This is a genomic window from Taibaiella helva (assembly GCF_003545695.1).
Taxonomy (GTDB): Bacteria; Bacteroidota; Bacteroidia; order Chitinophagales; family Chitinophagaceae; genus Taibaiella; species Taibaiella helva.
Genome location: NZ_QUZZ01000006.1, coordinates 111,098 through 137,353, shown reverse-complemented (window position 1 = coordinate 137,353; position 26,256 = coordinate 111,098). Strand labels below are relative to the sequence as shown.

Sequence of the window (26,256 nt, the reverse complement as noted above, 5' to 3'; positions counted from 1 at the left end):
ATAGAGACAAAATGATCAACGTATCTAATTTATCGCTCCGTTATGGAAAGAGGATCCTTTTTGAGGACGTCAATCTCCGCTTTACCGAAGGCAACTGCTACGGTGTGATAGGGGCCAACGGCGCCGGCAAGTCCACCTTTATCAAGATATTGTCGGGCGATATAGAACCCACTACCGGAAAGGTAGAGATACCCAAAGGACAGCGAATGAGCGTGCTGAAGCAGGATCATCATAAATACGACGATGTACAGGTGCTGCAGGCCGTGATCATGGGCAACGAGGTGCTGTACAATATCATGCAGGAAAAGGATGCGATATACGCCAAGGAAGACTTTACTGAAGAAGATGGTATGCGTGCCGGTGAGCTGGAAGCGACCTTTGGCGAAATGGACGGCTGGAACGCAGAGAGCGATGCCGCTACATTGCTAAGCAGCCTCGGCGTGAAAGAAGATAAGCATTACATGCACGTGAAAGACCTGGATGGTAATGAAAAGGTAAGGGTGCTGCTGGCCCAGGCGTTGTTTGGCAATCCCGATATCCTTCTGTTGGACGAACCGACCAACGACCTGGATCTGCAAACCATCGGCTGGCTCGAAAACTTCCTGGCTGATTATGATAAGGTGGTGCTGGTAGTATCGCACGACCGTCACTTCCTGGATACCGTATGTACGCATGTTGCCGATATCGATTTCGGTAAGATCAACATCTTTACCGGTAACTATTCCTTCTGGTACGAATCCAGCCAGCTGTTGCTGAGACAGCGTTCGGAGCAGAACCGTAAAGCGGAAGAGAAAATCGCCGAGCTGAAGGAGTTCATTGCACGCTTCTCGGCCAATGCTTCCAAGTCCAAACAGGCAACCAGCCGAAAGAAGGCGCTGGACAAGATCAAGCTGGAAGATATGCAGCCTTCTAACCGTAAATACCCGGCGATCCTGTTCAACAACCAGGTACGTGAGGCCGGCGACCAGATACTTGAGGTTAAAGGCCTGAGCAAAACACTGAACGGTCAATTACTTTTCAAAGACATCAGCTTCGATCTGAAGCGCGGTCAGAAGGTAACGGTGATCTCCGACAACAGTCTTGCGACCACAGCCTTTTACAAGATCATCAATGGAGAAGATGCCGACTTTGGCGGCGAATACAAATGGGGCGTTACTACGGTAAGCACTTACCTGCCTGCCGACAATACCAGCTATTTTGAAGGCAAGGACCTGAACCTGGTAGACTGGCTGCGCCAATACTCGGAAGAAAAAGATGAAACCTTTATCCGTGGCTTCCTGGGACGTATGCTGTTCAGCGGCGAGGAAACACAGAAAAAATGTACCGTATTGAGCGGTGGTGAAAAAGTGCGTTGCATGCTGAGCCGCATGATGATGCAAAAAGGCAACGTGTTGACCTTCGACGAGCCGACCAACCACCTCGACCTGGAATCCATTACTGCCCTGAACAACGGTATGAAAGATTTCAAAGGCACAATCATCTTCACCTCGCGAGATCATGAGCTGACCCAAACGGTATGCGACCGTATCCTGGAAATCACACCGGGCGGCCTTATCGATCGTGAAATGTCCTTCGACGAATACATTACCGACGAGCGGGTAAAACAATTGCGCGCCGAAATGTACGGTGTGAATGTGTAAACGATAGCTAACAATAAGCATAAGGGAGCCCCGATCAGCGGCTCCCTTATTTGTTTACTTCTGTCGAAATGTATTATGCTTCGCTGCGCTTGACCAGCCGTTCATCAAAGCGGATCTTACTTTTGACCAGTGTTCTCAGCTTTCTGAAGTCGGGATGCTGGGGATTGAGCAGGTAGTTCGACTCGTCGGGAACCAATACCGACGGTACTTTGAGCATTACATATTTGCCTTCCATGATAAAGCGGTTGCCATAAGTTTTCAGCACGTCGGGCGCCGGGTTTTCCCGCCAGTGATCTGGCAGGTCTTCGATGCGCAATTCCTGTATGTTCTCTTCCGGTATTTCCAATGCGACCTGGCAGTAATCGCCCACCACCCGTCCGCCGAAATGGACCAGGCATTCGAGCATGGCCAGCGAAGGGCTGCCGGCTGTGTACAGGATGTATACACCCTCACTGTTCCATCTGCCGCCATATAGCGCAGCCCCCGTGCCCGACAGGTCGTCGATATACCGGCAGCTGCTGATGCGGTATAAAACCATAGTTATATTGTTGTTTGGATTTGATTTGCCGTTGCGGTGTTATCAGGCGAATACGCCATGCTCGATACGGCCGAGGGTTTTCATAAGGAGATCGATACCCAGTGAAGTATCCAGGAATTCTTTGGGTTTTTTATCGCCCAGGGGGATGAGCTTGGTGTTCATCCACTCTTTGAAATAGTCCAGCCCCCCCAGCACTTCACTGCCCCGGCTGTACAGGCGGGCCAGTTCGATCACTCTTTCCGACTGTTCCTGGGGCAGCAGGTCTTCATCTTCATAGCGGCGCAAAGTGCGGTCGGAGGTATGGGTGATGCTGGCCATTTCAGTATTGGTAATGCCGGTTTTGTGCATCAGGTTGTTCATAGCCTCTTTGGGTACTCCTTCCCTGATCAGCTCAATAAAGTCATTGTCGCTGGCAACCGACCGGAACTGGGCATTCTGCTGCATGCCCAGCATAGCCACGGTATGGGCGGCAGGCTGGGTAAGGTAAGCTTCGCTGTGTTCTTCCACGACAGGCGGCGTGGCTTCCTTTTCCTCGTATTTCCTGGGTGTCTTTGCTCTTGCCTTTTTCATGTCTTCAGCATTTTGTCCCAAAGTTACGGACATTTTTCCGGTTTTTCAACTTTTTTCCACCATTCATTTTTTATAGCTATTTACTAACTTTGCGCACCCATCCGGAACGGTACAGGCAAACGGGTGGTTTTTGATATCTATGGAAAGAATTTACTTTGATAATGCGGCGACAACAGCGCTGGACCCCCAGGTGCTGGAAGTAATGATGCCCTACCTGACGGAAAAATTCGGCAATCCCTCTTCCATCTATTCGTACGGAAGGGAAACGAAGCTGGCGATAGAAAATGCACGTAAGTCGGTGGCTAAGCTGCTGAATGCACATCCGGGAGAGATCTTTTTTACCTCCGGCGGTACGGAAAGCAGCAATACCGCCATCGCAGCGGCGATCCGCGACCTGGGCTGCAGGCACATTATCAGCTCGCCCATCGAGCACCATGCCACCCTGCACTCCGTTGAGTTCTGGGGGCGGCAGCCAGGCAACCAGTTAAGCTTTGTGGAGCTGGATGAAAAAGGACATGTATCGCTGGAAAGCCTGAGATCGCTGCTGGCCGGCTCCAAAGAGCGCAGCCTGGTCACCCTGATGCATGCCAACAACGAGATCGGCAACCTGCTGGATATACACGCTGTAGGCAACCTGTGCAAAGAATACGACGCGATCTTTCATTGCGATACCGTACAGACCGTAGGCCATTATCCCATCAGCCTTCGCGATACACCGGTACACTTTATCAGCGGCGCCGGGCATAAGTTCCACGGTCCCAAAGGCGTGGGCATCCTGTATATTAATGAGAACGTCAGCATCAAGCCGATGATCAACGGGGGCGGGCAGGAACGCAACATGCGCGCCGGCACCGAGAACCTGTATGGGATTATCGGTTTTGCCAAAGCTCTGGAAATGGCCATGGAGCGCTATGAGGAGGACAGCGCCTATATTACCGATCTGAAGCAATATATGATCGGGCAGCTGAAAGCGCATGTGCCCGGTGTTGGCTTCAACGGCGATTACGATGGCCGTTGCCTGTATACGGTGCTGAACGCTTCATTCCCCAAAACAGAAAAGTCGGAGATGATCCTCTTTAACCTGGATATGGCCGGTATTTGTGTATCGGGAGGCAGCGCCTGCAGCAGCGGCGCCAACGCCGGCAGCCATGTGATCAATACGATCAGCAATGATCCCAACAAGGTACCCGTACGCTTTTCCTTCAGCCGTCATAACACGAAGGCGGAAGTGGATGCTGTAGTAGCTAAAGTAAAAGAATCCATCTGACTGGCACAGTAATAGAAGAAATGAAATAGCAAAAGACCCGGCGCATATGCGCCGGGTCTTTTGCTATGCTGCAGATAAACCTTGTTTACAGGATATTGAATCCCACATGGATCTGGAAGTGGCTGGTACGCCAGGATTCTGAAACATTGGTGTTATTACGGTCGGAGATGCCGAAAATATAACGCACACCGGCATTCAGGCTGAATGGCAGCTCCAGCTCGGCGCCGACAACGCCGGAGAGGTAACCGCTTTTGAACACATCCTTAGTGGCTTTCACCAATCCGTCCACATCTTTAACAGAAGCCACAGCCGTGTACTGGGGACCGGCATGCACCCACAGCAGCTTGGGCAGCAGGTTGAAGCCCACAGTTACCGGGATGGAAAGCTCATTCATTTTAAATGTACCTTCCTTGGCGCTGCTCACGCCATCTTTGAGGTATTGCTTGAAGGCGTCGCCGAAATTGTCGCCGGTAGTCACTTTCCCCTGGGAAAACAGCAGCTCTCCCTGGATTTTGATCTTGGTCATTTTTACACCCACAAAGGCGCCGCCGAGAAAGCTGCCTGCAAACTTGCCGTCAAGGTGGTCGCCGCCGGTACGGTCCAGGTTCACGCCGGCTTTAATGCCCAGCAGTAATTTTTGAGCATGCGTTTGCGTCGCGGGTAACAGGGCGCAAAACAACAGCGCTCCGGCTAAAGTAGATTTCAGAAATTTCATACGAGCTTATTTTTTGGGTATAGAATCGGCCGGAAAATTACATTACTCCGGCCATATAATCTAAAGCTTTGACGGACTTTAATATTTATGTAGCAATATCGGCGCATGGTGTTGCCCGGGGTTCCTATACCAGCTCGATCACGGTCAGCTCCGGTAAAATACCCAGTCGGCCGGGATAACCCAGGAAGCCATAGCCCACATTGACATTGATATACTGGCTGCCTTCCTGGTACAGGCCGGCCCATTGCTTGTACACGTATTGCACCGGGCTCCACTTCATCCAGGGCAGGCGCAGGCCAAACTGCATGCCGTGAGTATGACCCGCCAGGGTAATGTCGATATCGCCGAAGAGCGGCCTGATCTGTGCATCCCAATGCGTAGGGTCGTGGCTCATCAGTATCTTTACGGGTATATGCTCCGTGCCTTTGTAGGCTTTGGCCAGGTCGCCGTGCTTGGGGAAGCGGGCCATATTGCTCCAGTTCTCCACCCCGATGAGAGCGATCTGCTGGCCTTCGCGCTCCAGCAGCACATGTTCGTTCATCATCAGCTTCCAGCCCATTTCGGCATGGTGACGCTTAAGGGTTTCCAGGTTCTCCGCCTTGGCCGCAGGCGAAGGCCATTCCACATAGTCGCCGTAGTCGTGGTTACCCAGGGTGGAGTAGATGCCCATAGGCGCATGCAACTTGCTGAAAATAGACATATAGGGTTCTATTTCCGAAGCCTTGTTGTTGACCAGGTCGCCGGTAAACAGGATCAGGTCGGGCTTTTCGCGCAGGATCATGTCGACGCCATGTGCAACCGCTTCAGGATTGTCGAAGCTCCCCGAGTGTATATCGGAGATCTGTACGATCTTCAGGCCCTTAAAAGCGGGGGGGAGCTTGGCCAGCGGTATCTTATAGCGTTTGATGATATAGCGGTACCGGTTTTTGGGACCATAGAGAAAGCCGCTGAAGAGCAGGCCCCCGGCCAGGATCGCCATGCGTGCGATAAAGGTGGAGCGCGAGATACCCTGGGGAATTTCCACAGGTTCTTTAGGGGTTTGGGGAAAAAAGCCGCTGAGCCGCTGTATGGCCCAGGTTACCAGGCGGCGCAGATCGTCGATGAGCATAAAGGCAGCTACCAATACTTTGGACGCGATAAAGCCCAGCACAAAAGAGATCAGCAATATCCGGAAAGAAGGATTCCAATCGGAAAGGCTCCAGCTGCGGAAGGTGAACAGGCTGATCCATACCGCCAGGGTCGCTAAAATATACAGCACGAAAACGATGGTCCTGAAGAGCGAGTTGTAGTGACGCATGGATACGTTCACGGCAACAAAACTATAATACTCGAGCACTGCAAAGATGGCCAGGGAAAGAAGAATTCCGTATTGACTGCGCATTCCGTACGATTAAAGGATCTTAAGTGTTTAACAACCAAAAATAAGCAGAATAGTTTTCCGAAAAATTGTTTGGATAATTGGCTGCATATTCCTTACCTTTGCAGTCCTTTCAAACACGGAGGTAGTAGCTCAGTAGGTTAGAGCGTCGGATTGTGGTTCCGAAGGTCGAGGGTTCGAGACCCTTTTACCTCCCCCTAAAAAGCGAAAACGGCGTAAAGCAGTTTTCGCTTTTTTTTATGCCTCTTAATTAACCCGCAGCCCTTCCCGATCCTTTGTTTTTCATAAATGCCATATGGTGATACAGGATCAAGCGTGGGGATTACAAATGCGGTATGATATTATAAGGACTTCATTACAAAATGTCAAGACAGCACAGTCCGGATCTGCACTGCTTATACTCAAATCTACCCGATCTCACAGGATTTGGGAGATTGGCAGATGATCCCGTAGCTATTCGCGCTACAGGGCTCCGTAGGAGCCAGACGTTTGTAGCATCAGTATAAACAAACATAAATTGCTCCGTAGGAGCAAAACCAGGGTTGCTGAGAAGAATAGGCATCCAGCCGCCGTTCAGGCCATTGCATGTCCCGATCGGCTTGGCCGTGCAGTTGCGGTGCTAGCTCACCCATAGTGCTGATGCATTCCACCCTTTGGGTTTCAGGCCGGATAAGTAAACGGCTGTCATAAAGCAGCGGCAGGAGACAGCAGCTTCAGGTCTAAAATATAGGAGTCAAGCGCATCGTTAATTTGAAGGGTATGCTTGTTTTTATAGCAGGCATCAAGATTGCTTCTCAGGTACTTGAGGCCCACACCGTTGGACGGGTACTGCTCGCCGGTTCTTTTATTGTTGGAAGTTACAAAATGGAGCGTGTCATCGTGAATGGCGATCTTTATTCTGACCGGGTTGCCCGGGTCGTGCAGGTCGCCATACTTCAAGGTATTCTCCACCAACGTAAATAAAATTTTGGGCGGGAGCCGGTAGGAGCCCAGCGGGAAATCCTTTTCAAGAGATACATGGATGTTATTGCCGTACTGCTGCTCATATACGTAGAGCAATTGTTCGATATTATGGACCTCATCTTCTATAAATATCATCCCGTCCTGCTCAGGAGCGTCAAGCGAATACCGGAGCAGATCGTTAAGCGCGACAATACCCGCCGATACCTGCGGCAAGGCTGCTTTGGTTTCGGCCTGGAAGTGCGTTAAGGTATTGTAGAGAAAATGCGGATTTACCTGGGCCTTCAGCATGGCATGCTCCAGGATTGTTTTTTCCTTATCCCTCGCTTCCTGCTGGCGCTTAATGTGTTTAGTGAAGAACCAATAGCCGGTGGAATACAAACAGAATTGAAAGAAGTACCAATTGAACTTGATAATGAGATTGGGCGTGGAATAGTAGATCAGGGACGACGGCCTGTTCCAGAGCGCAGGGTCTACAATATAGCCGAAGAATAACCTTATGCCCAGGTTATAAGTCCAGAGCAATACAATAAACAGGGTATACAGCGCATAGCGTTTACCCCCTATAAATCGCGGAAGCAATACGTAGGCATTGATGTAGAAAACGCTTGCGGAAATCAGGAAATTCACCGTGGTTTCATACACAATTCCGCGCACATCCTCTCCTTCGTAAGCATAAGCAAAAATCGCATTGCTAATATAAAGCACCCAAATGATAATATGGATAGCTGCTATCTGCAGACGTCTAGGGGACGACATAAAATTGGATTTGGTTAAAATCAAATGTAAAGAATTTGATTTTAACCAAACGCTGTTTTGCAAAAAAAAAGGAATTATTCTATGCTTCTAGCTCCGGATACACAGGGCCGTAGTAATAGGGCGGCGCATTGAATGGTGCAACGCAAGCGTAGGTCCTTGGCCGGGTAGCGCTTGCATCATCCGCAGTTTCCTCTCCTGCCTTTATCTGATCGAGGTCTTTGTCGGATAGGAGGTGCAGCCGCTCTTTACTGAGCTTCAATTTTGGTGTTACTTTTCTTTTCATAGCGCATTTTCCAGTGAAGATACAAAAGCATCTCTACAATATTTAGCTGTTCCGGGGAATTTGTCGTTTGTAATCAGCTGTTTAATCATCGCTATCGATTGAGCGCCTATCGCGGAGACTGAAGTGCAAACGGTACTCTTCCTGTGCTGTGTTTGCCATGTGCTTTTTTATGCGGCGAAAGCTTTCTGTCCATGCCTGCCTTTCAGGCGCTGCTCATTTGCTCCTTGCCTGAGTACAAAAAAACCACTACAGACTTTGCCGCCGGGCCGATCCGATAAGGCTATCGCCCCGCTTCTTCAGGTCGCTACGCGGGAGCAGGAAATTCCGGGAAGCCCTGGCCGTGCAGCCGTAAATGCAAAACTTTTTTTACACAATTTTAGGGAGCCGGTCACCCCGGGGCCTTGTACATTTGTGCCCGTAAAAAGAATTTGCTTCTTATCCGGGAGTCAAGCCTAAGCCAGATGTCAACGCATATTTATTTCAGCAGGACAAAGAGAAAACGAATGTTGCTTATCGCCATGCTCTTTTTGGCATGCTCTGTAGCCGCTGCTATTTTCTTCTTTTTCTTTGCCGGCTACGATGCGGCAAGCGGGCTTAAGTATAAAACGACGGCAGCCTGCCTGGTCCTGATCAGCTTATTTATTGTCGTTAAGCTTGCTGCTGCACTCGGTAGCAAAGATCAGGCCGCGGTATTGCTGAGCGAGCAGGGCATTACAGCCTTTACCACACCCGTGAGTAAGGCCGTGGGGCTGGTTGCCTGGACAGACATTGCAGACATCCGGTTGAGGCAGGGACTTGTATCGCCATCTTCCCCCGGGAGCAGGAGAAATTTGAGAAGCGTATCCGCAACCGGATCGTCAGGGATGCCTTTAAAGCGACCCGGGCGGTAATTAAGATCGGCGCCGGAGAGGTAGAAGATATCGAAGACGTCATGCGCGAGATCCTTGATTATAAAAACAAATACACATAGGCCGGCAAGGCTGTCTTCCTTAACGGAAAAAGCAGGAAAATATGAAACGATACGCGGTGATGCTGTTAAGCCTCTTCATAGCCAGCTGTAACGGCGGCTGCCATTTCAGCAAGGGTTATAAAAAGGATGTCCGTACCGGCTTAACCTCCCGGTATAACGGACTTAGCGTATCGGAAGTGTACCTGGCCAACGGTGAGGTACAGCTATACAGCAATAAAGTTCCGATGGAAAGTAAAGTGCTGGTAGTTGCCAAAGGACTGAGCAACTTTACCCTTAGGGAGGGAAAGGTATTTCCGGGCTGCCGCATGGTCGTAACAGACAAGGCCGGTAATAAGGTATTGAACATCCCCGATCTTTTTGAAGCATATACCGACAAAGGGGTAGCTCCGGAAGATGCCCGAACGGTTTCGACCAGCCTAACGGTCGGAAGGCCTATGACGCAGGGCAATACCTATCACCTGGCCGTGGACATTTTTGACAAGCTGGACAAAAGCCAGCACCTCGAGGCAGACGTAGACCTCGTTATCGAATAGTAAGACCTTTACTAAACATACAATGCTCAGATAAAAAAGCATAACAGCACTATGAAAAAAACACTGTATAGCATAGGCATCCTGGTATGGTTGGCCTTCTTCAGCGCCTGCAATATGGCAACCCCCGAAAATTACTTTGACCGCGTGGTGCTCAATGCCAACGGCTTTGCTTACTTCGGAGGCGAGGGCGCGATGCGTATTTTATCGATGCCACCGGCAAAGCTGAAGGAAGGCTCGACCACAGAGACGGTACAGATGACCCGCAAAGAGATGGTCGAAATGTCCATTACCCAGATGGAGCAGAACCTGGAAAAAATTAAAAAGCTTCCGGACGACAACGAAGCCAGGGAAATGGTGCAAACCTCGCTGCGACTTTACGATATCGTATTGCCGGCCTATAAGAATGAATACCGGGAAATGGCAAAGCTGTTTGATGCAGGTGCCCCGAAGGAACAAATAGAAGCGCTGGCACAGCGGATCGACGAGAAGTATTATAAAGATTACGAGCAGGTATTTACCAAGCTGACTGAGCTCGGTAAAGTCTATGCCGGCAAGCACGATATCAAAGTCAATTGGGGCCGGTAAACAGAACCGGTACCCTCCTTCGCGTGTGACTAACTGAAGTGAAAAAACGAAAACAGAAAGCTTGCAATATGCAGGCTTTCTGTTTTTATCTCTGTTATGTGCAGCTTCGCCCGATGCTGCTGAAGTTCAGATTGAGGGTCAAGCGGAAAGTTACGGTGGCGTAACATTCAACTGGCGCACATACCTTCACTGTGCCGCACTAAATACACAACAAAAAAGCCTGCAATATGCAGGCTTTTGTCGTACAGAGGCTGGGAAATTCTTTGAACACCTTTTTGATTTCGCACAGGCCATAAATCGCATTTTTTTGGAATAATCGTGATACAAATTTTACGCTTGAATTTGGAAAATCAAAAATGGTGATTCAGTATAAAGAATGGGAATCGAACACCTTTATAAAGAAATATCCACTCAAATTTGAGTGGATATTTGTGATTCCCCGCTGGGACTCCGTTTCGTATAAAAAAAGCGCGTTTTTAGCACTGTAATAGTCTATCGGACCGGATTAATCTAGGAGCTAATGGCGTACGTAACAAAATATATACCGATAGTCCGATAAAAACGAAAGTCCAATTTTTGAAGGTTATGCCGGGAATAGCTCTATTCAGAACTGTCGTTGTTAGGTATATAGGTGAGAATTCAAATGGTAGAGACTTCGAATTTAAGAATGTCACAGTTAAGTGGGAATAGGTGTTATTGTAATCTTTAGCAGAAGAATATATATCAAACAAAAATTATATAAATTTCCCATCCGTGTAAACCAACTGTGGACGAAAAAGCTTTCTGATCAATGAATGCTTATTGGCTAATGTAGCCATTTCAAAAACATCTCTCATTGTATTTGTCTTAAACAGGATTTTCTCTAACTCAAGCCATTTTTGGCTCATGTTTACCGATTCATGATAGCTATTATCCAACACGTGTATATCTTCATGGAGCCTGGACTTAAGTCTGTCAAATGTTGCGCCGTCAATTTGCTTCTCCAATAAAAGCTCATCTAAATTATTGAGTTTTCGTTCTATGTCTGCTCGTTGTTTTAGCCTGGCTTCAATGATGGATTTCTGATCCTGCAGTGTTTTACCAAGCAAGAATTCTGCTTTAGCGGCGATCGCTTCTTTTTGATTATTGGAAAGCTTAAATGTGTGCAACAATTCCTTGAATTCAGCGTGAAGCTTATCAGCAGGGATGTTTGTTCCCGTATGTTCTATACAACGGTAATAGGGATAATACTTCTTTTTCCCTTTTGAATAGCCGGCGGTCATGCTTTTACCACACCAACATTTTAGAACCCCACGTAAAGGGAATAGCTCTCCCGGTTGTGATTTAGATGGCTTGTGGGAGCCTTTCTTTTCTTGTGCCAACCAAAAATCAGATTCCCTGATTATAGGTTGATGAATACCTCTTACATACTTTGCAGGTCCTGATTGGGAAGATATCTTAATCAGGCCAGCATAGGTACAGTTTGATAGTATTCTCTGGATCGTGCTATGCCCGGAGTTTTTCAGGCCATTTCGTCTTGCATAGTATTGTATTTCCTTTATTGACCAGCCTTCTAAAAACCATTTGTAAATAATACGGATTACTTCAGCTTTTTCTTCATCCACAATTAAAATTCCTTTATTGTGCCTGTCGCGTCCGTTTATATAACCAAAAGGAGCATTGTTCACATAACGGCCGGAAAGCCGTGCATAATGGATGCTTTCTTTTGCCCTTTTCCGTATCTGTAAAAGTTCCTGATTGGCCATCAGGTATGAAAAGGCCCTTTGCACAAATACAAGAGGATCGTAAACATCAATATTGATATCTTCATTGGTAGCCAAAACCTTGATCTGGAAACTGCTTTGTAAATCTTCTATCTTCATTAAAGCTTCTGCAAGATTTCGACTAAACCGATCATGACTCATTACAATAAGATACTGTACCTTACCTGTGTGCTTCTTCATAAAGCGCTCCAAAGCTTTATAATTAGGTCGATCGAAGGTGCCGCTGCTTTCTCCGTTATCGGTAAAAATTGCCGATAGCAGTAATCCATTTTGATTGCAGTAGTTCCTGATTGCTTCTTCCTGATGCGCTAAGGAGTACTTAGATTGATCTTTACCGCTAATTCTTCGGTAACCGATAGCAATGTTGAGGAGCTTTTTCATACATCTTCATTTGAAGCCTATAATCTCTAGGGAATGGGGTCTCGAATAAAGAGTAGAAGATGGGTAAAAAAGGATGGGCTTTTATGGAAAGTTAATACTGCATGTACATTCACGATAAAATAAACATTTCTTGACCTCCACATCATGGCCAATTAGTAGTTTTCTTCTTCAAAAATACAGCTCAAGATGGAAGAAGAACTGCAGGAATCAAGTAGGAGTGAGGAAGAATTAATGGCATTGATCGCCATCATCATAGTGGAGTATGTGCTCAAAATAAATCCTTGGGATCAACAAAAATCAACGTAAAAAATAGACAGCGGGGTTCAAACCTAATCCCATACATGGGGATCATGGGAATCGAAATTCTTGCAATGCTTATTCTTAAAGACCGGCAAGCACCTTCTCGGAATAAACCAAAGGACCGACTCGAACTGACTTGTCTTTATATGTCCTTACTGGGGTCATAAATATTACAAGAAAAAATGTTCGTTATTAAATAGCTTTTTTGTGTATTCTCTTTAGTTAATAATGTTAGTTAGCATAGATTGACAGGGCCTGATCTATTGCAGTAAGTAACAAATATATTTCAATCAGCGAGGCAGTCAGGATTATTAAGAATAGAGAAATGACCGTATTCACATTTTCATCCTCCGGAGTGAGTTTTTTTACCATAGTTCATAACGCAAATGTGTTGGTTCTTGATAAATTTATAATCATTAACAAAGAAAATCCAACTTTTTAAAGAAAAAATATGAAATCGCCGCAACTGTATGCATACCCGCAGATCATGTTGCATAGGGATTTTGATATCTGCGGAAACCCATTTCATGATATCATTCAGCATGTATGAATGAGATTTTGATCTTTCCCGGTAGAAGTCTTTTGTGAAATAGGATGTTGTGACCAATAGGCCTTTGTTGACATTTAGTTGTGCAGGCACCTGCATGAAACTTCTCAATAACGGAACCCTAAAAAGCCTGTGCGTACACCACCACACATACTCTAATAAACTGTAGATGAGGACTTAAAGAAAAAGAAGGGGCCTCAAACTACTAGAGTTCAATTTAGCGAAGACTTTTAATTATGCCTCACCAGACTAAAATTTCACAGCCTACTTGGTGTAACAGCTTTCTACCTCATCACGTTCAAACCATACTATATTATTCAAGTCTAAACCAATTTTTGCCATAACCTCCGGATTATTATTATTACTTATCTGCATGTAAAATTCAATTATGTTCCCTCTGGAATCCTTTGATGCTTTTAACGGTTTATGACTTAAGTGCTTATATTCAGACAGTGATAGCCCCAAAAGATGAGCTAGCGCGTGATCTGGCAATCGTATTTTTTGTTCTGCAAATTCTTGCTTTGTTCGCATGCTGCGGGTTAAATTAAGTTGAGTCGTATTTGTTTCTTCAATCATTTCTTTCGTGGCTATAAACTTTTAAATTTGCTCTCGGGCATTATGCCTATTGCGATGTATACTTCAACTACATGTTCCCTACTGTCATCCGTAAGCGTGATTGTATCTCCGGTACCATCTGTTTCATCAAGGCGCCAATGTGAAGCAGCACCTTCCGAAATCTGAAAAAGAGTAATCGCGTATACGGACTCTTTATAACGATAATGTATAGACACAGAAGGCCAGGCCAGTGGAAAGCAAGGGCTGAACTTCAATTTGTCTCCAAGGCGCTCCATACCTAAAAAAGAACCGGTTATAAACTGGTAGAACCATCCTGCTGCACCCGTATACCAGGTCCAGCCCCCTCTTCCGCTATGGGAACCGGCTGCATAAACATCCGCAGCTACCACATAAGGTTCTACCTTGTAAACGTCCTTACGTACAGCATCAGAGGCCTTGTTAACCGGATTGATCATACTCACTAATTCCCAGACTTTTTCCCGTTGCTGCAAGGCTGAAAATGCCATTAAAGCCCACATCGCAGCATGGGTATACTGCCCGCCATTTTCTCTTACTCCAGGAACATACCCTTTTATATATCCGGGGTCGAGTCCCTTCTGATCGAAAGGAGGATCTAACAACTTGATCAGGCCGATTTCTCTTTTTACCAGGTATTCATCGAGTGCGGCCATGGCCTTTTGGCTACGCTCCCTGCTTGCAGCCCCGGAGAGCACCGACCAGCTCTGGGCGATCGCATCAATCCTGCATTCTTTATTTTCCTTAGAACCTAAGGGTGTGCCATCATCAAACCAGGCCCTCAAATACCAATCGCCGTCCCAGCCTGATAGCTCAATATTAGTTTGCAGTGCCGCCGCTTCTTTTTTGCAAATACCGGCGAATAAAGGGTCTTCAAACATTTCCGAAATAGCAGCAAACCGGATGAGGATATCATAAAGAAAAAAGCCGAGCCAGACACTTTCTCCCTGTCCTTCGTTGCCGACCCTGTCCATACCATCGTTCCAATCGCCGGAGCCCATAAGGGGTAACCCATGTAACCCGAAGTGAAGGCTATGTTGAATGGCTCTGATGCAATGTTCGTAGAGCGTACCACTAAGGTGGGCGCTTACCGGCAAGTCATATAGTACATCTTCGCCCGGATGGAGCAATCTGCTTGTCAGGAATGACACCGGCGCAGACAAAATTCCATAATCACCTGTGGCTTTAATGTAAGTAGAAACGCTGAAAGGTAGCCAAAGCAGATCGTCTGAGCAACGTGTTCTGACGCCTCTTCCTTCTGGTGGATGCCACCAATGCTGGACATCACCTTCTTCAAATTGCCTGGATGCACATAATAGTATTTGTTCCCGCGCAAGCCCGGGACGGGTGTGGAGCAGTGCCAGCACATCCTGCAACTGGTCCCTGAATCCGAACGCTCCCCCCGATTGATAAAAGCCGCTACGCGCAAATAACCTGCTGGAAAGGGTCTGGTAGTTAAGCCAGCCATTGGCTATGAGATTAAGTGCAGTATCCGGTGTTTCGATCTGCACCCCACCCAGTACGTCCGTCCAATAAGCCGCCACCTCTTTAAAAGCCAGTTCTGTGGCATCATGATTTCTAAACTTCCGGATCAGCTCTGCCATTACTGATGCATTTTCCGCATTACCCAATTGGAATACTATTTCCTTTTCCGCACCGTCCTGCAGGTCTATTGTGACCTGTAAACCAGCACAGGTATCTGTGCCCGCAGTGCAATTTCCGGAAAGCATACTTCGTTGCATAGCCTGCGGGTTTTCCAGTGTCCTGTTCCTGCCTATAAACTCTGACCTATCTGTAGAATAGCTATGTACAACGCTATTTGTCCGAAAAAAAGTGACGCGGTCGGCGAAGACAGTATTGTACTTATTTCTGAATATCAATGTTCCGTTTTCAATATCCCGTTCCGGAAGGATATGCGTATTCGTATTGGAACGAACATCGCCCAGTATCATTTCCATAAAAGCGGTTACAGATAGCTGTCGTTCTCTTCCAGATTCATTTTTGATTCTGAGCACCACAAGTTTTACCGGTAAGGCTACATCCACGAATACGGTCAATTCCGTGCGTATATTGTCTTCCAGATGCTGAAACCGGCTATAGCCGAAACCATGTGTCGTGATATAATTGCCGGAACCTCTTGCAGGGAAAGGGGTCGGAGACCAGAACCTGCCTGTCTCCTCATCCCGGAGATAAAAGGCCTCCCCACCTATGTCGCTTACCGGGTCGTTATTCCAGGGGGTAAGGCGGTATTCATGGGCATTAAGGGCCCAGGTGTAAGCTGAGCCGCTTTCCGAAACTATCGTTCCGAAATCAGGGTTGGCGATAACATTCACCCATGGAGCCGGAGTAGTTGCAGATGCTGTGGTGGTGATCATATATGATTTACCATCTACTGCAAAGCCACCTGTTCCGTTAAAAAACAACAGATCCTCCGGCAAAGTCAAGATTTGTTCCCTTACATGTTGGATAGAGGTCCGAGGCTCCAGGAGCGGCGGCAGCCCTCTTTCTATAGGAATATTACTCAACTGCTCCGACAACTTTTTATCATTATCGTGAATAATAACCCGCGCCACACTTTCAAATAATACCCTGTCTTCAGCCGATAGCTGGTCGACTGTTTTTACAAAGATATTACCCGGCTTATTGAAGGTTACCGTACTGTCTGAAACAGCAGTAATCATTCCCAATATCTGCTCCTGCAGTTGTTGCCGGTAAGAACTATAATCCTCGTTCCAGATCACCAGATCGACAGCGAGGCCTTTTAATCGCCAGTATGCATGCGCCTGTACCATTTGCCGGAGCAATTCCGTAGGCTCTGAAGAATGAATATGCAGTAAGACGATAGGTAGGTCGCCCGAAACGGAGTGACTCCATAGACCGGACTGTCCACGGGAATTGGTCTGTATTACAGATGCCGCTACACGTAATAGCGGATGCGCGTAAATTATAGATGCAGCAATACGGTTATATAACTGGGCATCTGCTTCTGTGGCGTTGATTTGCCGCAGGAGGACCTGACTATGGGTCCAGGAGAGTTCCAGGGCTCTTGACTTAAGGTGTTGGTCCCGGTATTTATGCATCAGCAATTCGCAGCTTTTTCGCGTTATGCTAATGCCATAGATCAGATCTAATGTTATGGTTTGATTCGGCTTTACGGCAATCCGGTATCGAATGGCCATTATAGGATCGAGTACGGAACCTTGTTTGCCGGATAGCGTTGCTTCATCCATAGCCTGTGGATGTTGTAAATTTTTAGCCCTGCCTATAAACTGCATGCGGTCCGTTTCATAAGATATGGCTTCCGCTATGCCACCATGTACTTCCATATTGTGAAATATCCAGGGTGGTACTTCCTGATCAGAGCGGGGTCTGCGTGTACAGAAAATAGTGTTGTATTCGGGCGCGATTTCTGTATGTACAAACAGGTTGCTGAAAGCGGGATGTGCCTCGTCGGAAGCTTGGCTTGCCACAACCACTTCTGTATAACTGGTTACTTCCAATGTCCGTATAGCCGAGGTTTTGTTGGTAATCCTTACCCTGCGCATTTCTACGTCATCTTCGGGAGAAACAACAATTTCCGTTTTTGTGATCAGGCCATCATCCTGCCGTTCAAACTCGACATGGCCCTGCGAAAATATGACGGAATAACCTTTCGCCTGCTTTAACGTAGGTTGATGTGTATTGGACCAGAAGTTACCGCTGTCCATGTCTTTTATATAACAAAAAATACCGTAATTGTCTTTGGTGGTGTCTTCGCGCCAACGGCTTATTGCCAAATCGTTCCAGCGGCTGTAACCACCACCTGAATTGGTAATCATAACCTGGTAGCGACCATTACTCAGCAGTTGGATTTCAGGGATTGTGGTTTGAGCGGTTGGGATGTTCCTGTTCAGGGCACTTATACCGGTATGGTAGTTTTCGACAATATCGGCAGTATGTGCATAAAACGGTACGCTTCTTGGAATACGTTCTTGAAGCAGGAGCAGTGTAGCCTGAAAACGCAGCTCTGATTTAAATCTTCGCTGCATCGGTTTATCAAGTAAGAGGTAAGCCAGGGAAAGAAAAGCCATACCCTGGTGATGAACCATGAAAGACTGTATAATGGCGTGCGGCTTGGCACGCGGTAACCGGCTTGCTGTATAATCAATTGCTTCGTAAAAGCCATATGCGCCTTCAAATCCCTCCTGCGCGAGAATCTGTAGATTGGCGCATGCCTTTTCCGGCGCTACCATGAGCGCGAGCATTGTGGCATACGGAGCAATGACCATATCTTCGTCCAGACCACGCTTAAGCCCCAGCCCTGGCACTCCGAATGCCCGGTACTGGTAATTCAGATTGGCATCAACGGTGTTATAAGCCGATTCAGATATACCCCATGGTTTATCGCGTTGCCCGGCATATTCTATTTGTCTTTTTACAGATGCTTTACTGGTCTGGTCCAATAAAGTGTTATCATATACCGGCATAACAAGCTGCGGCATCAGGTATTCAAACATAGAACCGCTCCAGGATAGCAGGATTGACTCTCCGGAAGCATGTGTCAACAGGCGCCCTAAGGCAAACCAGCTTTCCTGAGGCAGCTTATTTTGTGCAATAGCTACGAATATTCCTAACCTGACTTCTGAAGCGAGCAGGTCATAAAAACTGTCATCTCTTTTCTGTGCATCTACATTATAACCGATGGAGCAGAGGTTGGTCTGCTTATCCAGGAGAAAATCATATTCACCATCGCTCAAAGTCTCACATTGTCCGGCCAGCGATTTAATTTGCACTATTTGTTCCCCTGCATTCCGGCTGCATTGTTCCGATAAAGAAGCCATCGAAGACAGCCACAGCTCCTGCTCATCGCTGATTTCACCCAGCCTGTATTTTTCTATTACAGCTCTCTGCCAAACTGCCATTTCCTTCAGCGCATTTAAAGAAGGGATGCCATCAGTATCCAAATCAAGAAATGAAGATGGAAAAGGTAAAGAGGTTATCCAGGGGATTAACTGCACCAGGTCTTCCCTGATTTGAAAGGCTTGTTGTGTCAGCTTGCCGGACCAGTTATAGGGGCCAGGTGCAGTGGGTTCAAATTCCGCTGTCACCAAACAAATTTCATCGAGGTATTTCCTTATCTGGTACAAGGAGCCGCATTGTTGCATCGCAGCATCCAATATTATCATGATCTGGGTTGCAACCTCGGTATCATCCCCCTTTGCAAAGTCAAGTACAAGATGTGTTGTAGTCTTCAATGCTTCGAAAATGCGTTTATCAAAAACCGGTTGATCAGGCAAAGCAATCAGGCCCTGGCGCAGGGTAAGCAAATGACCGGCGAGATTACCGCTATCTACGGTCGATATATAGCGCGGCGCAAGGGGCAATAAGGATAAAGTGTCATACCAGTTATAGAAATGTCCTCTGAACCGTTCAAGCTGGAACATAGACTGCAACGTCTGATCACATTTAAGCACGAGCGAAGAAGCGGAAATATATCCAAAATCATAGGCTGTAATATTCGCCAGCAAGCATAAACCCATATTGGTCGGGGAAGTGCGGTGGGCGATTTTTGGTGTGGGTTCATCCTGAAAATTATCGGGTGGCAACCAATGCTCTTCAGCCGTTACGAATTGTTCGAAGAAGGACCAGGTTTTACGGGCCGTTTTGTGTAGAAATAAAATTTGATTTTCTGTTAGTACAGGCTGCTCTTCTGACACGGGCCGGCTCAGGTATCCCGCCAGGACGGGCGCCAGAAACCATAAAGTTAATAGGGGAGCTGCGATCCAGATCGCTGCAGGGTAAGCAGTGCCGAGCAGTATGGAGCACAAAACAGCCAGCAGCGGTGCAACAAACATCGTTTTATAAGCAGAGCCTATATCATTATGTACAGTCTGGGCTACCGTTGCTGAAGGTGCCCATTCCAAAAGATTTCGCCTGCTTACGATCATGCGCCAATTGGTTCGTATAATCGCATCGCAGTATTTATAAGCTTCGAAAGGCAGGAACGCAAGGTCTGTAACAAAGCGGAATAAAATTCCACGGAGATAGGTACCCGCTTCCATTAGATGTGTGCTGAAACGTAACCCCGTCGGCTTATGGATCAGTTGCCACACTACTATTGCAACCGGTTGCAATAACATGAAAATGACAACGGTGAGCGTCCAGAACCAGGGACGGTTCAGGACGGTCCAGCCTGACAACAATAGTAGCAACAGGGATAAGGGCAGCAGACTGCGACGCAGGTTATCCGCTATTTTCCACCGTGATAACGCCGATAGTTTATTACTGTTTATCCGCCCATTCCCTCCAGTGACAAAAGGTAACATCCAGGCCCCGATTTGCCAGTCGCCCCGAATCCACCGATGACGCCGCTTTACATCGGCAAAGTATTGCGTCGGATGTTCTTCATATAACAGTACGTCACTGAGTAAGCCGGAGCGCACATAACAGCCCTCAAGAAGATCATGGCTAAGAATACGGTTTTCTTCAAAAACACCCTGTAAAGCTTGTTCAAATACGGCTACATCGTATATGCCCTTGCCGGTGAAAGATCCTTCCCCGAATAGATCCTGGTATACATCGGAGGATACCCGGGTATAAGGATCTATCCCATCTACATTACCGGTTAGCCGCAAATAACGCGAGGGCACCGTCTTGGGTATACTTGACGACAACCTGGGCTGCAGGATTCCGTATCCTTCCGTTACCCGCCTCTTTACCGGATCATAAAAAGGTTGGTTCAGTGGATGCGCCATGGTGGCTACAAATTTCCAAACCGCCTCCCTCGGTAATTGCGTGTCAGAATCAAGGGTAATAACATACTTCACCTGTGCCAGGACGCTATAGTCACCAGTGATTACAGAAAACTGCTCCTTACCATGACCCAGCAGCAATGCATTCAGTGCTGAGAGTTTGCCTCTTTTCCGTTCATATCCCATCCACTTGGACTCCCGTTCATTCCATATCCTGGGGCGATGAAAAAGAAAAAAAATGGGGTCTGCTCCCTGCTGATATTTACTATTCAAGTTTTTAATCCTGATTTCAGCCATTTTGAGCAATGCTTGATCTCCTGGCAATTGCTGCATATCCGCATCCGGAAAATCGGTTAATAAGCTAAAGTACAGATTATGCTCTTTGTTTGCCAGATAATGCATTTCCAATGCCTCTGACAACTCATCGAGGTAGGCCGCATTAGAAAGCATGGTCGGTATTACAATTAAAGTGCTAGAACTCGCGGGTATGCCCTCCGAATAGTCCATACGCGGCAACAATGCCGGCTTTATTGCCAGAGTAGCAACCCAGTTGGTTAGTGCTATGGCAACTTGTGCTGCTGCTGATACACATAAGCCTACCAGAGCCAGTAACAGATACCAACTGTGATGGCTATATTGGTACGTTGCGTAAAATAAGAAAGCTGTAATCGCTATAGTTAGCAGGATTATGATCCCTAGGTAGCATGCCAGCCTGGCCTGTTGAATGAGGCGCAGTATTTTCTGCTTTAAATTGTACCGCATCCCGGCAACCCGTTCTGCCTGGCCTCTGCCGCTGCCAATAAGATAATATCCAATATGGGCATATTTAAGGATGTGTACTTCATCTTCCTGTCGCCTTGTTAATTCGAGAATGCGACGGGCTACCTCAGTTTCTGATAAAGGACTGTTTTTGGCAATACTTTCCACAACATGCCTGTACCGGTCCCTTGTTGCAAAATCCATAAGGGGATAGATGCCCGTAATGTCTTGTTTTAGTACTTCTTCTACCGTGCTCAGTGTTTCTACAAATTTACGCCAGTCAGTAGCCACAAGAAAGCGTAATGTGCCGATGCTGTTGCGTACAGAAACCTGGAGGGCTGCCTGTTTTTGATTTTCTGTTCGGACGATCTCCTCGCTGTTGAAACCTTGCGTAACCAATTGTTGCTCCAGCCAGTTCAGCGATAGCGCAAACGCGGCACCCTTTCCCTGCAACTTCCTGGTAAATGCCGCTACAAATGCACCGCCCAGCGAAGGCTTTGACCGCGCCATATCTGCTATGACCAAAATAAGGTCACCCGGATTTTCAGCTACGCTTGTAATCATTTTATCTGCCCAGTAATCTGCAAGATCATGGTCAATCAGATCCAATGCGATTTTTTCAGAAACCCTGCGCAGGTTTTCGATAACCGCAAGCCGTAGCATAATGGGTAAGGCCCACAGTTCACCGAGGGTAAGGGTATATACAGTCTGGTATGCGTTTACAAAACTTATCAGGCTATCCATGTCCACCCGGCCATCACTATGCGATATGATTTCAAGTACAATATCGTATACCCTTGGCATACCTGCTGATATACCTTCAGAAAGGCAGGGCAAACCTTCACTGTATCCTTTGGGCAGATGCTCTCTGGCAATAATAATTTGTTCTTCCAGAAGATAGAAATTATCGAGCAGCCATTCTGCAGCAGGGGAAGCAACCTCCCCGGTTCGGATGCTTTCCACCAGCAGGTTACGGACTTCCAGCAGTATCGTCTCGTTATCGTCAAGCCGTTTAAGGAGCCGGTCGGGCATGCGACCTTTCGTCAGTTTATGAGCACCCGCCACCGCTATACCGTGGCGGTCCATCTGGTCTGAACTGTAAAGCTCAGAGCGGAAAGGTTCCTGATTACCGCTAATATTATTTTTACGGAAATTGACACGCAGCCGTAACAGCATATCTAACACTGTGCTTGTAGTAACTTTTATCATAAATGAAATGCCCGCTGGCTTTGGATTTTAAACGGGCTGGTAGAATATGCGGGAATCGGGATATCTGGTACCCTGATCAGATAAGTTTGTATTATTTCCCGTTTCAGATAAGGAGACGGGCTTTCATCCGGGACATTGGCAACACCATACATCACTTTTTGTCTATGGTAAGTTTAGCACAGCGCCGGTAATTCTTACTGGTGGGTTTTGTTTTAGATTAGGAAATGGGAACCTTTAACCAGCAACCTTTGCTTACACTGCAAGTGTTCAAAGCAAATTTCAGCTGATATTACTGAACCCTTTGGGCAATAATTCATATTGAGTACAGACATCGACGTGGCGCCATATCTGACATTCATTTGCTTCGTTCCACGAAATACATACTTTTCGTGATTTAATGCCCGTGCATATTTTTTCAAATGCTTCAGATTCTATGCCTATTGTTCTGTAATAGAAATGGCCTTTCGAACCTGCAATTTCGGCAACGATATTATGAGCTCTATCAAGCAGATGTTGCTTGTCTTTACTTAAAAAAAGCATTTGTTGCAGTTGTTCATGGAGCATAAAAATAAAATTAAAGGTTTAGCGTATGCAATGTCAGCCACCAGTTACCTTCTATCAGCAGATCACTGGATCGGATAAACATTCTGTTTAAATGGCCAGGAGAGAACAGGATAATAAATGGATCTTCAACTCCGATCAACTCTATCATCTGGTTGGTGGCATTTATCTTGTTGATCCGATATGCAATACTATTATCTTTATCAAATACATCCGGCGATGTTCCAATGACGCCATAATATTTTGTGATGAGATTTCCGTCACGGAGTTGTGCCAGCTGTTCTTCTGTGTTAATTAAAGTGTACATTGGCTGCGGTTAAAACGATGAAGGCGTTGAAGATAAGTCATCATTAGGTTTATAGAAGTAATATAGCCTCGCTTACACCGATTGTTTTTTCCATAAATATGCTGTGGTCAAGATTTCTGATTGCATTTTCTGCATCTGCTCGATTGTCAATTACAACCCAGCAAGAAGTATCAGTCTTTTTAGAAAAGTATCCTCTTATAACAATAATAGACCTGACTTTACCGAATTCTGAGAAAAGGTTTTTAAGATGACTTTTATGGGCAGACACACTCAGGTTACTCACAAAAATGTTCATAGGACTGGAATAAGAAAGTGATTGAAGATGGCAAGAATGCTAGGACTGAAGAGAGAGAATAACCAGACCGGTCAGAGAATGCAGCAGAACCATTGTGATATGCAGTGAAGGTACATCGATTTATCGTTAAATGCTAATTTATCTGAAGGTTGCCCCTTAATTTTGGAAAGCCTTTTTTTTGCCCATTTTAATTGTCTTAAAATAGATAAAAACGCTTTTCCCTTTTATACCTAAAGGATAATGTACTGTTTGGAATTTTACAACTACCTTAACAGAGAATAAGTTAACTTTAGTCAAATCAGAATTCAGCAATCCTTTCTTCTAGCTACCACTTCGCCAATAGTATTACTGCTTAAGTGGCTTCTTCTAAAATCAATTTCTGCATTCATTTTCTTCAATTCAAAATTGATTTTATGTTGATTATACTCTTTTTTGTCGGCGTCTGGTACCTGTCGCTTTTTTCGCAGACTTTTTTTCAGCATAGGTATGCTGCACACCAAGCTTTTACTATGAGTAAACGATGGGAACGTTTCTTCTTCGTATTCGCCTATATCACACAAGGTTCTTCCTATATGAGCGCAAGTGCATATGCTATCATGCACCGAATGCATCATGCCTACACGGATAGGGAAAAGGATCCGCACTCACCAAATTTCTCTTCTAATATATTCAGTATGATGTGGCGCACAAAAAATATTTATGCGCGTATATTAAATGGGAAGATTGATATAGAAGATCGGTTTACCCGGAACCTTCCGCAATGGCCAAAGTTTGACAGGTGGGCAAATTCCAAAGCTTCCAAAGTACTTTGGGGACTAGGCTACAGCTTGTTCTTTGCTTTTTTTGCATCATCGCCATGGCTATATATTTTCTTGCCGGTACTTATTTTTATGGGTCCGTTTCATGGGGCAATTATAAACTGGTTTGCTCATAAATATGGCTATATCAATTTCAAATTAAAAAACACATCCCATAACCTTTTATTTGTCGATGTGTTCATGTTGGGAGAATCTTATCATAATAATCATCACAAGCATCCCACTGCTGTAAATTTCGGTAGCCGTTGGCATGAGTTGGATCCTGTTTACCCGGTCTTACTATTCATGAAATGGCTGAAGATCATAAAATTCATTAAACCGCTACATACAAGCAAACCATTAAATCACTTATCATGCCAACAAAGTTAACAACAGCGGAGCAGTTGGACCATTTAACAGAAGGGGATCTCATAACCAGGTTCCCTGTCAATGGTGCACCTGAAGATGCATTTGATACCCTCAGAGAAAGTGAGGTTTACGAGATAGTCAGGATTAACAGAAAAGAGCAGGTTATAAAATTAATACTCGCTCACAAAGCTATCAAAATTTTCACCTGGCCCCAGGATATTGAGCGGTTGAGTGTCGGGTTGTCAAAAATCTTATCTGAAAAGACATGGTGGATAGCTTAAGAAGCTAGGTGAAAAAAAATACGCGTTAAGTCTTATCAAATGGATATAGGAATACAGCATCCATTAAAAAGCGATCTTATTTAAAAGTGAAAGAGTTGCTGTTCTAGGATGAAATGAACCTTGTAAAAATTGATGAAAGCTCATTTAAAGCCGCCTTGCTCATTTATCTGCACAGTTTAGGGAAGTTACAGGGCTTACTCCATTCTGTTGTAAAAACGGAGGGACAAAAAGCGTATGATGCTGAAAAATGTACAAATTCTGTAAGGTTTACATATTGGTGTATAACAATTTTCATTTTTGATTAGTGACCTTTGTCCAGTAAAAATTCTTTCACATTTAATAATTTCTATGAAAAAAAAATACTTGAGAAAGGCAAAGAAAATGCAAGTTTCTCTATTTCGAGTAATTGGAATGCGCAATCTAAATTGCTTTAAAATGTTTCCCCAACTAGCCAGTGATGATCTTGTGTTTGAAAGCGGAAAAGAAGATGATATCGTAGACAAGGTTGCAATAAGGATCAATAAAAAACTAAGAAGCAGTAATCAATATTATAAAAAAGCGAACAGCCTGCGTAAACATTGTGCTTCTAGTTCACTCGGATCCCATTTAAAACAACAAAAGTAACGGCAGGCATTAGAACCTATGTTTGTTCATTCGATTTAAGATAATAAAAGCGTCGTCGGTCTTAATATGGGAGGTATAATAAAGGCTCGAAAAATACGATGAAATTAAGAAAGCCATACCGCATCAAGATTACTTCAATTGAATCGATCAATTGTGATCGGCACGGTTGTGCCGGTATTGTAACAATGACGTTGAAAGCCTTTAACGACAGCTATGAGGTCAATCTGAATATATCTAACATAAAACAATTGCATCTTTCCTATTATATTGCCGGAAATACCTTGAATATAGTAAGTCAGAAAAAGTATATGGCTGCTCCGGATGGAAGGGCTCGGCTATTATTCCGGCTACTATTACCTCTTGATATTTTATCTGAAAGAATAATAGTTAAACGGCAGGATTTTGGGATTTGTATCTCTCTTTATAGGAAAAAAATAATTACAAGAAGATAAGTTGGGGGGCGTAAAGAATTATCATTTATCTACTCAGCGAAGCCGACGAAATAACATAAGAAGAAATGCCAATCCAAACGCTTACTGACGC

Annotated in this window: 19 protein-coding genes and 1 tRNA gene; 9 read left to right on the top strand and 11 right to left on the bottom strand. The window is 45.7% G+C overall.

The features are described from left to right. Positions 1-11 precede the first annotated feature (11 nt). Positions 12-1,640, top strand: a complete 1,629-nt coding sequence (locus DZC79_RS10910; RefSeq protein WP_118951621.1) for an ABC-F family ATP-binding cassette domain-containing protein — start codon at positions 12-14, stop codon at positions 1,638-1,640. Positions 1,641-1,713: 73 nt separating this feature from the next. On the opposite strand, the gene DZC79_RS10905 is transcribed toward DZC79_RS10910, so the two are convergent. Next, positions 1,714-2,178 (bottom strand): RES family NAD+ phosphorylase, encoded by a 465-nt coding sequence (locus DZC79_RS10905; RefSeq protein WP_118951620.1) that lies wholly within the window; start codon positions 2,176-2,178, stop codon positions 1,714-1,716. A gap of 42 nt (positions 2,179-2,220) precedes the next feature. After that, entirely contained in the window at positions 2,221-2,748 is a 528-nt protein-coding gene (gene parS / locus DZC79_RS10900) for a type II RES/Xre toxin-antitoxin system antitoxin (protein WP_198666858.1), read from the bottom strand. A gap of 139 nt (positions 2,749-2,887) precedes the next feature. On the opposite strand from parS, the gene DZC79_RS10895 reads away from it, so the two are divergent. Further along, positions 2,888-4,015, top strand: a complete 1,128-nt coding sequence (locus tag DZC79_RS10895; RefSeq protein ID WP_118951618.1) for a cysteine desulfurase family protein — start codon at positions 2,888-2,890, stop codon at positions 4,013-4,015. Between the two features lie 85 nt (positions 4,016-4,100). Here DZC79_RS10895 and DZC79_RS10890 read toward each other — a convergent pair whose 3' ends face one another. Next, entirely contained in the window at positions 4,101-4,730 is a 630-nt protein-coding gene (locus DZC79_RS10890; protein WP_118951617.1) for an outer membrane beta-barrel protein, read from the bottom strand. Between the two features lie 124 nt (positions 4,731-4,854). Then, positions 4,855-6,111, bottom strand: a complete 1,257-nt coding sequence (locus DZC79_RS10885; RefSeq protein WP_118951616.1) for a metallophosphoesterase — start codon at positions 6,109-6,111, stop codon at positions 4,855-4,857. A gap of 118 nt (positions 6,112-6,229) precedes the next feature. Between DZC79_RS10885 and DZC79_RS10880 the strand changes: the two genes are divergently transcribed. Continuing rightward, a tRNA-His gene (locus DZC79_RS10880) sits at positions 6,230-6,303 on the top strand. Between the two features lie 489 nt (positions 6,304-6,792). On the opposite strand, the gene DZC79_RS10875 is transcribed toward DZC79_RS10880, so the two are convergent. Beyond that, on the bottom strand, positions 6,793-7,827 hold the full coding sequence (locus DZC79_RS10875) for a sensor histidine kinase (RefSeq protein ID WP_118951615.1): 1,035 nt from the start codon (positions 7,825-7,827) through the stop codon (positions 6,793-6,795). 786 nt (positions 7,828-8,613) lie between these two features. Between DZC79_RS10875 and DZC79_RS10865 the strand changes: the two genes are divergently transcribed. From DZC79_RS10865 to DZC79_RS10855, 3 genes are all read left to right on the top strand, one after another. Beyond that, on the top strand, positions 8,614-9,000 hold the full coding sequence (locus DZC79_RS10865) for a hypothetical protein (RefSeq protein WP_198666857.1): 387 nt from the start codon (positions 8,614-8,616) through the stop codon (positions 8,998-9,000). Positions 9,001-9,121: 121 nt separating this feature from the next. Next, entirely contained in the window at positions 9,122-9,613 is a 492-nt protein-coding gene (locus tag DZC79_RS10860; RefSeq protein ID WP_118951612.1) for a hypothetical protein, read from the top strand. 51 nt (positions 9,614-9,664) lie between these two features. Next, a complete protein-coding gene (locus DZC79_RS10855; RefSeq protein WP_118951611.1) occupies positions 9,665-10,198 on the top strand; it encodes a hypothetical protein in 534 nt (177 codons plus the stop codon). 734 nt (positions 10,199-10,932) lie between these two features. On the opposite strand, the gene DZC79_RS10850 is transcribed toward DZC79_RS10855, so the two are convergent. From DZC79_RS10850 to DZC79_RS21860, 6 genes are all read right to left on the bottom strand, one after another. Continuing rightward, entirely contained in the window at positions 10,933-12,342 is a 1,410-nt protein-coding gene (locus tag DZC79_RS10850; RefSeq protein ID WP_118951610.1) for a recombinase family protein, read from the bottom strand. Between the two features lie 1,111 nt (positions 12,343-13,453). Continuing rightward, the gene (locus DZC79_RS10840) at positions 13,454-13,765 is read right to left on the bottom strand and encodes a hypothetical protein (protein ID WP_118951608.1); all 312 of its coding nucleotides are present in this window, start codon (positions 13,763-13,765) and stop codon (positions 13,454-13,456) included. An 11-nt stretch (positions 13,766-13,776) separates the two neighbouring features. Then, a complete protein-coding gene (locus tag DZC79_RS10835) occupies positions 13,777-22,479 on the bottom strand; it encodes a glycoside hydrolase family 94 protein (protein WP_118951607.1) in 8,703 nt (2,900 codons plus the stop codon). Positions 22,480-22,758: 279 nt separating this feature from the next. Next, positions 22,759-23,043, bottom strand: a complete 285-nt coding sequence (locus DZC79_RS10830; protein WP_118951606.1) for a hypothetical protein — start codon at positions 23,041-23,043, stop codon at positions 22,759-22,761. Between the two features lie 10 nt (positions 23,044-23,053). Beyond that, complete coding sequence (locus tag DZC79_RS10825; protein ID WP_118951605.1) at positions 23,054-23,347, bottom strand: hypothetical protein; 294 nt, start codon at positions 23,345-23,347, stop codon at positions 23,054-23,056. A gap of 49 nt (positions 23,348-23,396) precedes the next feature. Then, complete coding sequence (locus DZC79_RS21860) at positions 23,397-23,642, bottom strand: RNA recognition motif domain-containing protein (protein ID WP_118951604.1); 246 nt, start codon at positions 23,640-23,642, stop codon at positions 23,397-23,399. Between the two features lie 413 nt (positions 23,643-24,055). On the opposite strand from DZC79_RS21860, the gene DZC79_RS10815 reads away from it, so the two are divergent. The 3 genes from DZC79_RS10815 to DZC79_RS10805 all read left to right on the top strand — a co-directional run bounded on the left by DZC79_RS10815 (position 24,056) and on the right by DZC79_RS10805 (position 25,713). Beyond that, positions 24,056-24,829 (top strand): acyl-CoA desaturase, encoded by a 774-nt coding sequence (locus DZC79_RS10815; protein ID WP_118951603.1) that lies wholly within the window; start codon positions 24,056-24,058, stop codon positions 24,827-24,829. Then, positions 24,814-25,089, top strand: coding sequence for a hypothetical protein (locus DZC79_RS10810; protein WP_118951602.1), 276 nt, complete (start codon positions 24,814-24,816; stop codon positions 25,087-25,089). Before DZC79_RS10815 ends, DZC79_RS10810 begins: the two co-directional genes overlap by 16 nt. A gap of 348 nt (positions 25,090-25,437) precedes the next feature. Then, on the top strand, positions 25,438-25,713 hold the full coding sequence (locus tag DZC79_RS10805; protein ID WP_118951601.1) for a hypothetical protein: 276 nt from the start codon (positions 25,438-25,440) through the stop codon (positions 25,711-25,713). The last annotated feature ends 543 nt before the right edge of the window (positions 25,714-26,256 follow it).

Bases quoted from the DNA above. Each gene is read 5' to 3' on its own strand.
- DZC79_RS10910 (WP_118951621.1), top strand. From the start codon at position 12: ATGATCAACGTATCTAATTTATCGCTCCGTTATGGAAAGAGGATCCTT.
- DZC79_RS10835 (WP_118951607.1), bottom strand. From the start codon at position 22,479: ATGATAAAAGTTACTACAAGCACAGTGTTAGATATGCTGTTACGGCTG.
- DZC79_RS10905 (WP_118951620.1), bottom strand. From the start codon at position 2,178: ATGGTTTTATACCGCATCAGCAGCTGCCGGTATATCGACGACCTGTCG.
- DZC79_RS10840 (WP_118951608.1), bottom strand. From the start codon at position 13,765: ATGATTGAAGAAACAAATACGACTCAACTTAATTTAACCCGCAGCATG.
- DZC79_RS10865 (WP_198666857.1), top strand. From the start codon at position 8,614: ATGTTGCTTATCGCCATGCTCTTTTTGGCATGCTCTGTAGCCGCTGCT.
- DZC79_RS10855 (WP_118951611.1), top strand. From the start codon at position 9,665: ATGAAAAAAACACTGTATAGCATAGGCATCCTGGTATGGTTGGCCTTC.
- DZC79_RS10805 (WP_118951601.1), top strand. From the start codon at position 25,438: ATGAAAAAAAAATACTTGAGAAAGGCAAAGAAAATGCAAGTTTCTCTA.
- DZC79_RS21860 (WP_118951604.1), bottom strand. From the start codon at position 23,642: ATGAACATTTTTGTGAGTAACCTGAGTGTGTCTGCCCATAAAAGTCAT.
- DZC79_RS10810 (WP_118951602.1), top strand. From the start codon at position 24,814: ATGCCAACAAAGTTAACAACAGCGGAGCAGTTGGACCATTTAACAGAA.
- DZC79_RS10890 (WP_118951617.1), bottom strand. From the start codon at position 4,730: ATGAAATTTCTGAAATCTACTTTAGCCGGAGCGCTGTTGTTTTGCGCC.
- DZC79_RS10815 (WP_118951603.1), top strand. From the start codon at position 24,056: ATGTTGATTATACTCTTTTTTGTCGGCGTCTGGTACCTGTCGCTTTTT.
- DZC79_RS10885 (WP_118951616.1), bottom strand. From the start codon at position 6,111: ATGCGCAGTCAATACGGAATTCTTCTTTCCCTGGCCATCTTTGCAGTG.
- DZC79_RS10850 (WP_118951610.1), bottom strand. From the start codon at position 12,342: ATGAAAAAGCTCCTCAACATTGCTATCGGTTACCGAAGAATTAGCGGT.
- DZC79_RS10875 (WP_118951615.1), bottom strand. From the start codon at position 7,827: ATGTCGTCCCCTAGACGTCTGCAGATAGCAGCTATCCATATTATCATT.
- parS (WP_198666858.1), bottom strand. From the start codon at position 2,748: ATGAAAAAGGCAAGAGCAAAGACACCCAGGAAATACGAGGAAAAGGAA.
- DZC79_RS10825 (WP_118951605.1), bottom strand. From the start codon at position 23,347: ATGTACACTTTAATTAACACAGAAGAACAGCTGGCACAACTCCGTGAC.
- DZC79_RS10895 (WP_118951618.1), top strand. From the start codon at position 2,888: ATGGAAAGAATTTACTTTGATAATGCGGCGACAACAGCGCTGGACCCC.
- DZC79_RS10830 (WP_118951606.1), bottom strand. From the start codon at position 23,043: ATGCTCCATGAACAACTGCAACAAATGCTTTTTTTAAGTAAAGACAAG.
- DZC79_RS10860 (WP_118951612.1), top strand. From the start codon at position 9,122: ATGAAACGATACGCGGTGATGCTGTTAAGCCTCTTCATAGCCAGCTGT.